This window comes from Paractinoplanes globisporus DSM 43857 (genome assembly GCF_000379645.1).
GTDB classification, from domain to species: Bacteria; Actinomycetota; Actinomycetes; order Mycobacteriales; family Micromonosporaceae; genus Actinoplanes; species Actinoplanes globisporus.
Genome location: NZ_KB903350.1, coordinates 305354 through 320540 on the forward strand (window position 1 = coordinate 305354; position 15187 = coordinate 320540).

Below are 15187 nucleotides of genomic sequence, written 5' to 3' on the forward strand. Positions count from 1 at the left end.
AACGGGAATTAACAGACCCGTTCCGGTTGCGAGCCACCCTGCCACGCGGGTCCGACAGTTTTTCGGGGGCCCGGTTTGCCCGGATCCGGTTTTGTCACACCCCTGCGCGAGGATGGACCCGTGCTCATCCCCGACGCCGCACTGCCCGATCTGCCCATCCGGCCGGTCCTCCCCCGCCTGCGGGAGTCACTGGCCGCCGCGGGCGCGTCGGTGCTGGTGGCGCCGCCCGGCACGGGCAAGACGACGCTGGTTCCGCTGGCGCTGGCCGACTCCGACGGCAGCGTCGTGGGCCGCGTCGTCGTCGCCGAGCCCCGCCGTCTGGCCGCCCGGGCCGCCGCCCGGCGGATGGCCTGGCTGCTGGGCGAGCAGGTGGGCGCGAGAGTGGGCTTCTCGGTGCGAGGCGAGCGCCGCGTTTCCCGCCACACTCTGGTCGAGGTGGTCACCACCGGCGTTCTGGTCCGCCGGCTGCAACGCGATCCGGAACTGGCCGGCACCGCCGTCGTGATGGTCGACGAGTGCCACGAGCGACATCTCGACACCGACCTGGCCCTGGCCTTCCTGCTCGAGGTGCGCTCGGCGCTGCGTCCCGATCTCCGCCTGGTGGCCGCCTCGGCCACCGCCGACACGTCGGTGCTGGGCGAGGTGCCCGTGGTCCGGGCCGAGGCCCGGCTGTTCCCGGTCGAGGTCCACTGGGCGCCGCCGCCCGGCCCGATCAGCCCACCGCTGGGCCTGCGCGTCGATCCCAAGCTGCTCGACCACGTCGCGTCGGTCGTCCGGCGGGCGCTGGCCGAGGGCTCGGGAGACGTATTGGTCTTCCTCCCCGGCGCGCGCGAGATCGATGCCGTGGCCGGCCGCCTCGGTGGCACCGTCGAGGTCTTGGCCCTGCACGGCCGTCAGCCTTCGTCCATTCAGGACGCCGCGCTCCGCCCCGGCACGCGCCGCCGGGTCGTGCTCGCCACCGCGGTCGCCGAGAGCAGCCTGACCGTGCCCGGCGTGCGGTCGGTGGTCGACGCCGGCCTGAGCCGGGTCCCGCGGATGGACCATGCCCGGGGCCTGGGCGCCCTCGTCACCGTGCCGATGTCGCGAGCGGCCGCCACCCAGCGAGCCGGCCGCGCGGGCCGCGAGGGGCCCGGCCGGGTCTACCGCTGCTGGTCGGCCGCCCAGCACGACCGGCTGCCCGCCCAGCCCGAGCCCGAGATCGCCGCCGCCGACCTGACCGGCTTCGCGCTCGACCTGGCGTTGTGGGGCCATCCCGACGGCACCGGCCTCGCCTTGCCCGACCGCCCACCGCCCGGCGCGCTCCAGGCCGCCGTGACGACCCTGCATGACCTCGGGGCCGTCGACGGCGACGGCCGCATCACGTCCCGGGGCCGTGCCCTCGCCGACGCCGGCCTGCACCCGCGGCTGGCCCGCGCCCTTCTCGACGGCGCCCCCGTGGTCGGCGCGCGCCGGGCCGCCGAGATCGTCGCACTGCTCGACGACGACCGCGCCACCTCCGACGACCTGGTGGCCGCGTGGCGACGGGCGCGCTCCGCCAACGAGCCTTCGTGGCGCACCGAGGTCCGCCGCCTGACGGCCGCGCTGAGCCGTTCCTCCGCGGCAGACTCCGGTGACGCCCGCGCCGGCGATCCCACGACCGACGTCGAGGTCCCCGACATCGCCGACGCCGCCTCCGCCGACGAAGACAACGACACCCGCGACGAAAACGGCGACGGCAACCGGGACCACGACGAGACCCGCGACCACGACGGAGACGGCAACCACGACCGCGACGGCAACCGGGACCATGACGACGCCCGCGACCGCGCCGACAACGGGGACGACAACACCAACCGCGACCGAGAGGGAGCCGGTGACCGCGACGGGTACGGCAACCACGACCGCGACGCCAGCCGCGAACCGGACCGAGTCGGCAACCGCGACCGGAACAGGGCCGGCGGGCGCGACCAGGGTGGTGACGGCGGGCGCGGCCGGGGTGGTGACGGCGGGCGCGGCCGGGGTGGTGACGGCGGGCGCGGCCGGGGTGGTGACGGCGGGGGCGGCCGGGGTGGTGACGACGCCGCGGGGCGAGGCCGCGAAGGTGCTGGTGCGGTGCCGAATGCGACGCCGCCCGGGAGCGCGCGGGGTCGGGACGACGCCGGGTCTCGGTGGGTGCCGGATGATCTGGCGGCAGGGCTGATCGTGGGGATGGCGTATCCGGAGCGGGTGGCGCGGGTGCGGGAGGCCGGGGGGCGGGCCTACCTGATGGCGGGTGGGACTGCGGCCGAGCTTGGGCCGGGCAGTGGGCTGGCCGGGGTTGCCTGGCTGGCCGTGGCTTCTGCCGATCGGGCGGCGGGGGCGCGGACGGCGCGGGTTCGGGCCGCGGCGCCGCTCGACGAGGCGACCGCGGTGGAGGCGGCGGGGGCGATGCTGGCCGAGTCGACCGAGATCGGCTGGGTGGATGGCGAGGTGGTGGCCCGTTCCGTGCGGCGGCTGGGGGCAATCACGCTGGTTGAGCGGCGGATCAACGATCCCGATCCGGGGATGGTGCGGGCGGCGCTGCTGGAGGGACTGCGCCGGGACGGGCTCGGGCTTCTCACCTGGAGCCGGAGCGCGGTGGAGTTGCGGGAACGGATGGCTTTCGCGCACGCGGCGCTCGGCGAACCGTGGCCCGATGTCGGCGACGAGGCCTTGCTGGAACGGGCCTACGACTGGCTCGGACTGGGGTCGGCGCGGCGGCGGGCCGACCTCGCGAAACTCGATGTCGCGTCGGGGCTGCGCCGGTTGCTGCCGTGGTCGGTGGCCGGGCGGCTCGACGAAGTGGCGCCGGAGCGGCTGCCGGTGCCGAGCGGGTCGCGGGTTCGGGTGGACTATTCGGACTCGGCGGCGCCGGTGCTGGCGGTGAAGGTGCAGGAGGCGTTCGGCTGGAAGGACGCGCCTCGCCTCGCGGACGGGCGGGTGCCGGTGCTGCTGCACCTGCTCTCCCCCGCGGGGCGGCCGGTCGCCGTCACCCGGGATCTCGCGTCGTTCTGGCAGCAGGGTTATCCGCAGGTTCGCGCCGAGCTCCGCGGACGATATCCCCGCCACCCCTGGCCCGAGGACCCCACCACCGCCGAGCCGACCCGCCGCACCAACCCAAGGTCGCGCTGACCAGAAGCCGCGCTGACCAGAAGCCGCGCTGACCAGAAGCCGCACTGACCAGGCAAAACCAGCAGCAGAGAGGGTGCCCATGAGCTTCACGATCGAGGTGGAGCACCGGATCACCGTGGTGCAGGGGCTGTCCTCGCCGGTGCGGGCGCGACGAGGACTTCCCGGAATTCCGCCGGGCGAAGGCATTTCGGTGGTGGTCACGGCCGGGGTGGAGTTCGGCGAGGACCAGCTCACGGAGCTCGGCCGGTTCGTCGACACGGACGCTGTCGCCGAGGAACTGGCGGACTGCTGCGCGAAGCTCGACGGGCGGCCCTGGCCGGACCTCTTTCCGTTCCGGCCGACGTTTGAGCTGGTGGCACGGCATCTCTTCGGCGAGCTGGCGGCGCGGGTTCCGCAGCTGAGCTTCGTGGCCCTGCGCGACGAGAGCTTCGGGACCACCACCCGCTTCCGGCCCCGCCCGGTTTCCCCGGAGGCTAGGTGAGCTGCTGGAGGGAGGACGGCCCGGGCTGGGCGGGTATGCCCAGCGGCCGGAGGCGGTGCAGCGGGCCGGGCTGCCCGTACAGGTAGCCCTGACCCAGCGGGCAGCCCAGGCCGGACAGGGCGGCCGCGCGCGTCGACGTCTCGATGCCCTCCGCCACGACCGCGATGTTCAGGTCGGCGCAGATGGCGAGGATCGAGCGGCACAGGGCGGCGGCCCGGTCGGGGTCTTCGTCCACATCGGTCAGGGTGGAGTCGAGCTTGACTATGTCGACCGGCAGGGAGTGGAGCTGGGCCAGGGCGTTGAAGCCGCTGCCGAAGTCGTCCAGGGCGATCCGGGAGCCGAGCGCACGCAGCCGGGCGGCGGCGGCCGCGGCGGCGGGGAGGTCCTGGATGCGGTGGGTCTCGGTGATCTCGATGACCAGGCGGGACGGCGGGAGGTTCTGGCGGGACAGGGCCGCTCGCACGGCCTCCTCCAGACCGGCCTGGCCCAGGCGGGCCGCCGACACGTTGACGTGGACGTCGATCGGGCGGCCGTAGATCAGGGCAAGCCGGGAGGCGTCGGCGCAGGCCTGGTCCAGCACGAAGTTGTCGATGGCGGCCACCTGTCCGGTGCGCTCGGCCACCGTCACGAAGACATCGGGATGGACGGGGCCGCCGGCGGCCGGCAGGGTCCAGCGGGCCAGCGCCTCCACCGCGACGATCGCGCCGTCGGTGAGGCGGACGATCGGCTGGTAGTAGACCTCGAATCCGGATGCCGCGGGCCGGCCGCCGGGAACCAGGGCCTGCGCCAGCAGGTGCGGCATGTCGGCGTTCGGGCTGCCGTCGGCCGTGCCGGCGTACCGGGCCAGCGAGCCCTTCCCCCGGCGCTTGCTGGAGTACATCGCGGCGTCGGCCCGGCGGAGCAGGGCGTCCGCCGACAGGGGCTCGCCGGGCTCGGGCACCACCAGGCCGATGCTCGCGCCGACGGCGATCCGGTGACCGTCGACCAGGAACGGCTCACGCAGCGCGGCCAGGATGCGATGCCCGGTCGGCTCGGCGTCGGCGGGATGGTGGTCGAGCACGACCGCGAACTCGTCCCCGCCCAGGCGGGCCACCAGATCCTCCGGCACGACGCAGCCCTGCAGGCGCTCCGCGATGGCACGCAGCACGCGGTCGCCCATGGCGTGGCCGAAGCTGTCGTTCACCAGCTTGAAGTCGTCGAGGTCGGCGAAGAGCACGGCCACCGGCCGGGCCCGGTGGCGATGGGCGTCCAGCGCCAGCACCAGCCGCTCGCGGAACAGGGCGCGGTTGGCCAGGCCGGTCAGCGGGTCGTGGTATGCCTGATGGCGCAGCCGCTGTTGCCCCTCCGACACCCGGTCCAGCAGCACGGTGTTGTCGACGATGGTGAACATCTGCCGGGCCACGACCAGACCAAGACCAAGCCAGCCGAGGTACGCCTCGAACGGCGACAGCGGATTGCCGGCGCCCGTGCTGATCGCGATCACGATGCCGGTGGCGGTGACCGGAACGTACGGGAGCAGCAGGTGCAGCCAGTCGCGCTCGGCGACGTCGCGTTCCGGGTCGTAGGTGATGGTGGGGTCACTCACCGCCGCGAGCGCCACGAAGCCGACGCCGATCAGGTATCCCGCCGACTCCAGCGGGGTGAGCGGGCCCTCGCCGAGACGCAGCAGGCGAAGCGTGTCGCTGATCGCGAAGCCGGCGAGCGCGGTGGCGGCCAGGAACAACGGCTGCCGGCCGGCCGGTGAGCCGGGCCGGGTGAGCAGCAGCAGCACGACGATCGTGAACATCAGCAGGTCGGCGATCGGGTACGCGGCGGACAGGCCGACCACCACCGGGTCGAGACCGTCCCAGTTCATCGCCTTGCCGGGCAGCACCGACCAGCCGAGCGCGAGCAGCGAACCGGTGATCAGCACGCTGTCGATGAGCAGGGCGACCTGGTCGCGGCGCACCGAGCTCGCCACCGGGCGCGGCCGCGCGTAGGGGACGCTGAGCAGCGCGAGCAGCATGCAGGCGGGCAGGATGAGGAAGCCGACGTCGGCGGCCGAGCCGACCGGCCGGCTGTGGTCGACGATGTCGAGCACGACCCACCAGAGGCGGATCGCCGACCACCCGAGCAGGCCGACGCCGGCGAGCAGCCGCCATCGCCGCTGGACGCCCGTGCGACGACCGGCCACCACGATGCAGACCCATGCGGCCGCGACCCCCGCGACCACCTGGACGGCATCGTCGTACAGCCGCCACCCGCGTGCCCCGACCAGTTCGCCGAGTGCCACGGAACCCAGGACGAGCGTCAGCGTGACGTAAAGTCGCGCCGTCATCCATTCACCACCCGCAAAAGAGCCGCGGGCCCCCTGATCCGCGACCGGAGTAACCTACCGCACGCTGCGGGTGATGGCGCGAAAGTCAGTCCGATGTCAGATCGGCGACAATCACCGTGACGTTGTCGGGGCCGCCGCCGCGCAGCGCCAGGTCGACGAGCCGCTCGGCGCACGATTTGGCGTCGGTGGCCGCGAGCATCTCCTGCTCGATCGTGTCGTTGCTGACCACCGCGGTGAGCCCGTCGCTGCACAGCAGCCAGCGGTCGGCCGGCTCCGGCTCGACGATCACGTACGCGGGGCTGACCGGCTCGCCCTGCAGGACCCGGGTGACCACGGAGCGTCGCGGATGCCCGGCCGCTTCCTCGGGCCGGATCAGTCCCTGGTCGACGAGCATCTGGACGTACGTGTCGTCCTTCGTCAGCTGGTTCAGCCGGCCGTCGCGCAGGAGGTACGCCCGGGAGTCCCCGACGTGCGCCATCGCGGCACGCGTACCGGAAAAAATGACCGCGGTGAGCGTGGTGCCCATGCCCTGCAGTTCGTGGTCGGCGGCGACGTGCTCGGCGATCCGACCGTTGGCGACCTCGAGCGCCCGGTGCAACGCGTCCATCTGATGGTCGTTGTCGATGGGCACGTCGAGACCGGTCATGGACTCGATCGCAAGGCGGCTCGCGAGATCGCCGGCGGCCATCCCGCCCATGCCGTCGGCAACGACGAGCAGGTGGTCACCGGCGTAGTAACAGTCCTCGTTGTTGCTGCGGACATGTCCTTGGTCGGTGACTGCCGCCCACCGGAGGTGCAAGGTCATGGCGTGCAGCTTCCCAGATCACCGCAAGCCTGTCTGCACGTGGGCGGCGGCGCGTCGCAAAAGACCAGGCTGACTTCGGTCGGGTCAAGGGCGGCGGCGGGGTGGTGGGAGGGGGTCAGCTGGGGTTGAGGGGGCGTCCTAGGCATCGGGGGTCGACCTCTTTGTCACGGTGGGTGGGCGCGATCCAGGAGAGCGCCGACTCCTCGACCTGCCAGCCGCGTACGGTGACCGCGCTGTCGGGCGGCCGCACCGGCTCGGGGCAGAGGACCTTGGAGCGGACCTGGTCGTTGGGGATGAAGATGACGGTGCCGTCGGTCTGCAGCATGGTCGTCGAGGTGTCGTCGACCGAGATCAGTTGACCGCGCTCGACGTGGATCGGGCCGGCGGCCGGGCCGACCTCGACGGCGCTGTTGGGCAGCACCGGCGCGCGCAGGAAGATCACGCCGACGGCGAGCGGGGCGACCAGAGCCGCGCCGACCGCCGGCCAGTGCGTGACCAGCCGCGCCGACCAGGCCGGGACCGGCCCGGTGAGCAGCGGGCCGAGCAGCGGCGGCACGCCGAGCAGCAGCGCCGTGGTGATCTCGCCGGCGCGGACGGCCTCGATGATGCCGGGCCACACGAAGATCAGCACGAGCAGGCCGACGAGGACCGGCACGCCGATGGTGTTCCACAGCATGATCCAGCGCTCGGTGCGGAAGCGCAGCACCGCGGTGAGCCCGAGGATCGAGACGACGAGCATGCCGAGGGTCGGCAGTAGCCGCAGCTGCCAGGTGAACGCGGCGAGCATGGTGGCCAGCAGCACGACCCAGTCGGGCATGCGCAGCGCGGTGACCGCCAGCATCGAGCGGCCGGCGTCGTCGGGGGCGCTGACCAGCAGGATGCCGCCGAGCGCCCGCAGCACGAGGATGACCGCGGGCACGGTCCAGATGAGCGTGATGAACAGCGCGCTGATCATGCCGAGCGGGCTGATGTACTGCACCAGCAGCAGCATCGTCGGCAGGTCCTGCTGGCTCAGGTACCACAGCCGCAGGACGAGCAGCACCAGCGGGAACGCCGGCAGGACGGTGAACAGCCAGTTCATCTGCGCCCGGCGCCGCCGGGTGGGGATCGGACCGCCCTTGACGAAGATGTCGGTCACGGGAAGACGTCCTCCCAGGGCAGATCACGGATGTCGGGCTTGGGCACGTCGGGCTGTGCGGCGACCGCGATCGGGGTCTTGTCGTTGTGCTTGACCTCGACCTGGAGGTTGTTCTTGAAGGCCTCCTCCCAGCGGGAGTCCTTCGGGTCCTTGAGCGAGCGATACAGCGTGAGGTTTACCAGTTTCCGCAGGGCCGGGTTCTCCCCCACGTTCACGCCCCAGGCCTCGGTGGCGTCGTAGCCGAGGTCCCAGTGGTCGAACTCGCCGGGGAAGCGGTCCTTGAAGCCGGCCAGGATCGCGGCGTCGGTGCTGACCGCCTCGACCTTGTGGGCGCGCAGGTCGTCGATGCACTCGCTGACCTTGTTCTTGCTGCGGGTGATCGCCTCGGCCGACTTGAGCCCGCTGAGGCTGGTCGAGGTGGAGAGCGAGCAGACCTGCTTGTGCTCGAGGTCCTTGAAGGTGGCGACCGGCGCGTGGCCCTTGAGGGTCAGGACGGACTGCTCGGTGTAGAGGTAGGGCGCCGAGAACGTCACGCCGGCCGCTGCCTCCCGCTCCGGCGTGATGCTGTAGCTGGCGATCACCATCTTGACCGGCACCCGATTCCCGTCGGCGTCGGTCGCCTGCATGCGCGCCCTGTCCTCGCTCTCCATCCCGTAGAACTGGACCTCGTCGCGCCGGAAGCCCAGATCCTCCGCGATCATGTACGCGATGTCGACGTCGAACCCGGTCCAGATCTTGGAGCCCGTGTCGTAGTAGGCCACCCCGGGCTGGTCGTCCTTGACCCCGATAGTCAGTACCGTCCAGTCGTCCACGCCGGACTGCGCGCGCAGCTCGGCCACCGACGGCGGCCCGCCCACGAAGACCCCGGCGAGGGCGATCGTCAGCCCGAGGACCAGCACGAGCCCGAGCGCGGCCAGACGGAACGCGGCGAGGTTGAGCCGCGGCAGCGGTTCGGCCATCGGCTCGGGGTCGGGCGGCGGCAGCTGCCGGTCGGCCGCCTCACGCTCGGCGATGTCCTGCACCGCGATGTCCTCGGCGGTGCCCTCGGGACCCGGCGGCGTGCGCCGACGCACCGGCCAGGCGAACCGGCTCGAACCGCGCTCCGTCATCGCCCCATCGTGCCGCATGAGTGCGACACGGGTTCAGCGGGCTGCTACCACCACTGCGCTCTCCGCGGGCAACTCCACCCGATCGCGTTGCAGCACTACCCCGGGCGAGGTCGCGAGCAGCACCTTGCTCGGCACGGACCGCAGGCTCACGGTCTGCGCCACCGGGGCGAGGTTGGCCGCCACGATGCACGCGCCCCGGCGAATCACCACGAACTGGTCGCCGTGCCAGACCTCGACCTTGGACAGCCACGGGTCGGACAGATCCGCGTACTGCCGTCGCAACGCGATCAACTGCTTGTACAGGGCGAGGATCTCGGCGTGGCCGGGCTTGCCCAGCTCGTCCCAGTCCAGTTTGGAGCGCTCGAACGTGGCCGGGTCCTGCGGATCGGGGACGTCGGAAGAGGCCCAGCCGTGCCGGGCGAACTCGCGCCGCCGGCCGGTGCGCACCGCGTCGGCCAGCTCGGGCTCGGGGTGGCTGGTGAAGAACTGCCAGGGACTCGAGGCCGCCCATTCCTCGCCCATGAACAGCATCGGCGTGAACGGCGCGGTGAGCAGCAGCGTCGCCCCGACCTTGAGCAGCCCCGGAGAAAGCAGCGCGGAGAGCCGGTCGCCGATGGCCCGGTTGCCGATCTGGTCGTGGTTCTGCAGGAATGCCACAAAGCGATGGCCTGGCGTTTTAGAAGAGACCGGCCGCCCGTGCGTCCGCTGCCGGAAGGTCGACCAGGTGCCGGCGTGGAAGAACGCACCCTCGAGCACCGTCTGCAGGCAGTCCAGCGAGCCGAAGTCGCCGTAGTACCCCTGCCGCTCGCCGGTGAGCAGCGCGTGCAGCGCGTGGTGCACGTCGTCGTCCCACTGCGCCTGCAGGCCGAAGCCACCGGCCTCGCGCGGCGTGATCAGCTTGGGGTCGTTGAGGTCGGACTCGGCGATCAGCGAGAGCGGCCGGCCGAGGTGCGCCGAGAGCGACTCGACCTCGACCGCCAACTGCTCGAGCAGGTTGATCGCGGAGTGGTCGACGAGCGCGTGCACGGCGTCGAGCCGCAGGCCGTCGACGTGGTAGTCGCGCAGCCACATGAGCACGTTGTCGGCGATGTAGCGGCGCACCTCGTCGGAGAGCGGACCGTCCAGGTTGATCGAGTCGCCCCACGGGTTCGTGCCGTGCGGGCTCAGGTAGGGCGCGAACATCGGGGCGTACGCGCCGCTGGGTCCGAAGTGGTTGTAGACCACGTCGAGGAGCACGCCGAGGCCGCGGGCGTGTGCGGCGTCGACGAACCGCTTCAGCCCGTCGGGCCCGCCGTACGGTTCGTGCGGCGCGTACCAGCAGACTCCGTCGTACCCCCAGTTGTATTCGCCGTTGAACGCGTTGACCGGCAGCAGCTCGACCAGGTCCACGCCGAGATCGACGAGGTGGTCGAGCCGCTCGATGGCCGCGTCGAACGTCCCAAGAGCCGTAAATGTCCCGACATGCAGCTCGTAGAGAACCGCGCCGGGAAGCTGCTTGCCGGTCCACGCCTGATCGGTCCACGCGAACGAGGAGTGGTCGTACACCCGGCTGGGCCCGTGCACGCCATCGGGCTGCCAAGGGGACCGAGGATCGGGGAGAGGGGATTCCGCGCCTTCCAGAACAAAGGCGTAATCGGATCCAGGCTCGGCGTCGACAGAAAGACGCCACCAGCCCGACTCGTCGCGCTCCATCGCGCGCTCCTCCCCCGCCACCAGAAGCTTCACGGTCTTCTCGGGGACCCAGACTTCGAAGAGCATTATTCTTTCACCAGCAGAGCGACGGGGTAAGTGCGCAGCAGTTCGGCCACCGCCAGGCGGTTCCCGCCGTAGCTTGTCCCCGTGAACAGTTCCGTCCAGCTGTGACCGTCGAGTGACACGGTGGTGTCGCCCCAGCCGCCGTGGCGTGACAATCCGACCGGCAGCCGCGTGGCGATCGTCACGGCGCCGCCGCGGTCGAAGGCCAGCGCGTGGTCGCCGACCCGCCCCTCGGCGAAGACCGGGCGGTAACCGGTGAACAGTTCCGGCCGTTGCCGGCGCAGGCGCAGCGTGCGGCTGGTGATCAGCAACTTGGCCGCGCCGCCCTCGTCGACCGGTGGCAGCCAGCCGTCGTCGAGGCGGGTCAGCAGCCCGCGCCGGGCCGCGAAATCGACCGGGCGGCGGTTGTCCGGGTCGACCAGCGAGTAGTCCCACAGCTCGGTGCCCTGGTACACGTCGGGCACGCCGGGCATGGTCAGCTGCACGACCTTCTGGCCGAGCGAGTTCGACCAGCCGGGCGGCGTGATCGACTCGACGAAATCGGTCACCTCGCGGTGCAGGGCCGGGTCGTCGTAGATCCGGTCGACCATCTCGCGCAGCAGCGCCTCGAACCGCTCGTCGGGACGTTGCCAAGTGGTCGAGCTCGCCGCCTCGCGGGCGGCCTTCACCGCGTACGCGAAAAGTCTCTCCCGGGAGATCGGCCAGGAACCGACGGCAGCCTGCCAGATGAGATGCGCCAGCGAGGGGTCCGGGAGCGGAGCGATCCGGACCCAGCGGCGCACCACCTCGGTCCAGTCCCCGGGCACCTCGGCCAGCACCGCGAGCCGTGCCCGCACGTCCTCGCTGCGCTTGGTGTCGTGGGTGGACAGTGTGGTCATGGAGTCCGGCCAGCGCCGCCGCCGGTCCTCGCTGGCCTCGTGGAAGTCGTCGGGGGTGACGCCGAACCGGGCCGGATCGTTCCCGACCTCGTTGCGCGCGGTGAAGCGCGTCCAGCGGTAGAACGCGGTGTCCTCGACGCCCTTGGCCATGACCGCGCCGGTGAACTGCTGGAAGCGGAGGGAGAGCTCGCCGGCGGGGTCGCGCAGCCGCGCGGTGACGGCCTCGAGCACGGGTATCAGCTGCGGCCGCCGTCGCCCGGCCTCGGCCCGCGCCCGCGCCAGATGCCGGGCGCCGAACGGAAGATAAGACCGATAGACCGGAAAGCAGGCGGCAAGCTCGGCCAGAGCGCGTGGTGCGGCCTCGATATCCGGTACGAGTCGAGCCATGCGCTCCAGCTCCGCGGCGAGGTGGGTCGTCGCCACCGCGAGCTTGGCCTCGTGGACCTGTTCCTGCCAGGAGGTCTCGGCGCCGGTGAGGTGATGCTGGAGGGTGTCGAAGAACGCCTCGGTGGTCGAGTCGACGAAGACGCCGCAGACCTCGGCGAGCGCGTCGTACCCGGTGGTGCCCGCGACCGGCCAGGGCGGCAGCCGCTCGCCGGGCTCGAGGATCTTCTCGACCACGATCCAGGCGCCGGGAGCGGCCTCGTGCAGGCGGGTGAGGTAGCCGCCGGGGTCGCGCAGGCCGTCGGGGTGGTCGACGCGGATGCCGTCGGCCAGGCCGTCGCGGTGCCAGCGGAGGATCTCGGCATGCGTGGCGTCGAGCACCGCCTCGTCCTCGACGCGCAGGCCGGCCAGGTCGGTGATGGTGAAGAAGCGGCGGTAGTTGAGCTCGCTGTCGCCCCGGGTCCAGTTGACCAGCTCGTAGTGCTGGCGGTCGTGGACCTCCCGTGGGGTGCCGTCGCCGGTGCCCTCGGCGATCGGGTAGCGGTGGTCGTAGTAGCGGAGCTCGTCCCCATCGACGGCCAGTTTGTCCAATTCGTCCGGAGAGTCCGCAAGCACCGGGATCAAGATCCGACCGCGCGACCAGTCAATGTCGTAAAACCCGGAAAATTCAGACTTCTGACCATTTTTCAGTACGTCCCACCAGGTCGGATTGGCATGCGGTACCGCAACGCCGGCGTGGTTGGGAACGATGTCGACGACCAGCCCCAGTCCCGCCTGCCGGAGCGTTTCGGACAAATCCGATAAGGCGGAGGAGCCGCCGAGAGCCGGGCTGACGAACCGGTGATCGACAACGTCGTAGCCGTGCTGCGAGCCGGGCGTGGCGGTCAGCAGCGGTGCCGTGTAGAGGTGGCTGACCCCGAGGTCCGCCAGGTAGTCGGCCAGCGCCGCCGCGGCCGACAGGGGAAAGTCCGGGCGTACCTGGACCCGATAGGTTCCGGAAGGGGGCATCAGACCGTCCTGTCCAGCACAATTAGTGACCGGTCCGGAACCACGATCGTGTTGCCGGCCTCCACGACCGACGGCCGATCCGGCGACGCCTCGGCCGTCTCGATGACCTTCTCCCACTTCTCCCCGTACTCGGCGGGGGGCGTGGCGAACTCGATGGGCGCGTCGTGCGCGTTGAAGAACAGCAGGAACGACGAGTCCACGTGCCGCTGCCCGTACTGCCCCCGCTCGCGGATGCCCTCGCCGTTGACGAACAGCGCGACCGCGCGGCCGAAGTCGTTGCCCCAGTCGTCGCCGGCCATCTGCCGCCCGTCCGGGGTGAACCACTCGAGGTCGGGCAGCGGATCGCCGCCGCCGCGCGCGGTCACCGGCAGACCGGTGAAGAACCGCCGCCGCTGGAACACCTGGTGCCGATGGCGGAACGCGGTGAGCCGCCGGGTGAACTCGAGCAGCTGCTCGTCGGCGCGCTCCCAGTCGACCCAGGCGATCTCGTTGTCCTGGCAGTACGCGTTGTTGTTGCCCAGCTGGGTGCGGCCCAGCTCGTCGCCGTGCGAGATCATCGGCACGCCCTGCGACAGCATCAGCGTGGCCAGGAAATTGCGCCGCTGCTTGGCCCGCAGCGAGAGCACCTTGGGATCGGCGGTCGGCCCCTCGATGCCGCAGTTCCAGGACCGGTTGTGGCTCTCGCCGTCCCGGTTCTCCTCGCCGTTGGCCTCGTTGTGCTTGTCGTTGTACGACACCAGGTCGGTCAGCGTGAACCCGTCGTGCGCCGTCACGAAGTTGATCGAGTGGAACGGCTTGCGGCCGTCGTCCTGGTACAGGTCGGCCGAGCCGGTGATCCGGGAGGCGAACTCGGCGAGCGTCGCCGGCTCACCGCGCCAGAAATCGCGTACGGTGTCCCGGTATTTGCCGTTCCATTCCGTCCAGTTCGGCGGAAAGTTCCCGACCTGGTACCCACCCGGCCCGACGTCCCACGGCTCGGCGATCAGCTTGACCTGCCCGACCACCGGGTCCTGCTGAACCACCTCGAAGAACGTGGACAGCCGGTCGACGTCGTAGAACTCGCGGGCCAGGGTGGAGGCGAGGTCGAAGCGGAACCCGTCGACGTGCATCTCGGTGACCCAGTACCGCAGCGAGTCCATGATCAGCTGGAGGCTCTGCGGGCTGCGCACGTTGAGGCTGTTACCCGTTCCGGTGTAGTCCATGTAGAACTGCGGCTGGTCGTCCACCAGGCGGTAATACGTACGGTTGTCGATGCCCTTGAGACTGAGCGTGGGTCCCAGGTGGTTGCCCTCGGCCGTGTGGTTGTAGACGACGTCGAGGATGACCTCCATCCCCGCCTTGTGCAGGGCCTTGACCATCCCGCGGAACTCCTGGGTCTGCTGACCGAGCGTGCCGGTCGAGGAGTAACCCTGGTACGGCGCGAAGAAGCCGAGCGTGTTGTATCCCCAGTAGTTGTGCAGCCCCAGGTCGTGCAGCCGGTTGTCGTGCACGAACTGGTGGACCGGCATGAGCTCGACCGCGGTCACGCCGAGACCCTTGAGGTGCTCGATGATCGCGGGGTGGCCGATCGCCGAGTAGCTGCCGCGCATGTCCTTCGGCACGTCCGGGTGGCGCTCGGTGAGGCCCTTCACGTGCGTCTCGTAGATCACCGAGTGGTGGTACGGGATGTCCGGCCGCCGGTCGTTCCCCCAATCGAAGTACGGGTTCACCACCACGCCCTTGGCCATGTAGGGCGCCGAGTCCAGGTCCGACATCTCGTCGGGGTGGTCGAAGTCGTACGCGTACAACGACGGGTGCCACTCGACGTCCGCGTCCACCGCCCGGGCGTACGGGTCGAGCAGCAGCTTGTGCGGGTTGTAGCGCAGCCCGCGCCCCGGCTCGTACGGCCCGTAGACGCGGTAGCCGTACCGCTGGCCCGGCTCGACGCCCGGCAGGTAGGCGTGCCAGACGAAGGCGTCCTGCTCGTGCAGCTGAACCTTGCGCTCGTTCCCGGAGGGGTCGAACAGGCAGAGCTCGACCGCCTCGGCCCCCTCGGAGAAGATGGCGAAGTTCGTGCCCGTGCCGTCGTACGTGGCACCCAACGGGTACCGGTGACCAGGCCAAACCTGCATTTTGCGCTCCCACCCCTCATCCGCGCCACGGAGTGTGCCCGCCGGCCGTCCGGCGTAATCCTGCGCGGCAGC

Annotated in this window: 9 protein-coding genes; 2 read left to right on the forward strand and 7 right to left on the reverse strand. The window is 71.2% G+C overall.

Annotated elements, in window-relative coordinates:
• Positions 1–120 precede the first annotated feature (120 nt).
• Together A3CQ_RS63470 and A3CQ_RS0145955 are read left to right on the forward strand one after the other, a co-directional pair.
• Positions 121–3129 carry an ATP-dependent helicase C-terminal domain-containing protein gene (locus A3CQ_RS63470; RefSeq protein ID WP_020517729.1) on the forward strand — a complete coding sequence of 1003 codons (3009 nt, stop codon included), beginning with the start codon at positions 121–123 and terminating at the stop codon, positions 3127–3129.
• A gap of 79 nt (positions 3130–3208) precedes the next feature.
• Complete coding sequence (locus tag A3CQ_RS0145955; protein ID WP_020517730.1) at positions 3209–3610, forward strand: hypothetical protein; 402 nt, start codon at positions 3209–3211, stop codon at positions 3608–3610.
• On the opposite strand, the gene A3CQ_RS0145960 is transcribed toward A3CQ_RS0145955, so the two are convergent.
• The 7 genes from A3CQ_RS0145960 to glgX form a co-directional block, all read right to left on the reverse strand.
• Entirely contained in the window at positions 3603–5927 is a 2325-nt protein-coding gene (locus tag A3CQ_RS0145960; protein ID WP_020517731.1) for a putative bifunctional diguanylate cyclase/phosphodiesterase, read from the reverse strand. The genes A3CQ_RS0145955 and A3CQ_RS0145960 overlap by 8 nt on opposite strands.
• 85 nt (positions 5928–6012) lie before the next feature.
• Positions 6013–6732 carry a PP2C family protein-serine/threonine phosphatase gene (locus A3CQ_RS0145965; RefSeq protein WP_020517732.1) on the reverse strand — a complete coding sequence of 240 codons (720 nt, stop codon included), beginning with the start codon at positions 6730–6732 and terminating at the stop codon, positions 6013–6015.
• 115 nt (positions 6733–6847) lie between these two features.
• Positions 6848–7870 carry a hypothetical protein gene (locus A3CQ_RS0145970; RefSeq protein ID WP_020517733.1) on the reverse strand — a complete coding sequence of 341 codons (1023 nt, stop codon included), beginning with the start codon at positions 7868–7870 and terminating at the stop codon, positions 6848–6850.
• Positions 7867–8979 carry a transporter substrate-binding domain-containing protein gene (locus A3CQ_RS58310; RefSeq protein ID WP_245577658.1) on the reverse strand — a complete coding sequence of 371 codons (1113 nt, stop codon included), beginning with the start codon at positions 8977–8979 and terminating at the stop codon, positions 7867–7869. Before A3CQ_RS58310 ends, A3CQ_RS0145970 begins: the two co-directional genes overlap by 4 nt.
• Before the next feature lie 33 nt (positions 8980–9012).
• Positions 9013–10737, reverse strand: a complete 1725-nt coding sequence (gene treZ, locus A3CQ_RS0145980) for a malto-oligosyltrehalose trehalohydrolase (RefSeq protein ID WP_026206935.1) — start codon at positions 10735–10737, stop codon at positions 9013–9015.
• Positions 10737–13004 carry a malto-oligosyltrehalose synthase gene (gene treY, locus A3CQ_RS0145985; RefSeq protein ID WP_020517736.1) on the reverse strand — a complete coding sequence of 756 codons (2268 nt, stop codon included), beginning with the start codon at positions 13002–13004 and terminating at the stop codon, positions 10737–10739. The genes treZ and treY overlap by 1 nt, the downstream gene beginning before the upstream one ends.
• Entirely contained in the window at positions 13004–15115 is a 2112-nt protein-coding gene (glgX, locus tag A3CQ_RS0145990; protein WP_026206936.1) for a glycogen debranching protein GlgX, read from the reverse strand. Before glgX ends, treY begins: the two co-directional genes overlap by 1 nt.
• Positions 15116–15187: the final 72 nt, after the last annotated feature.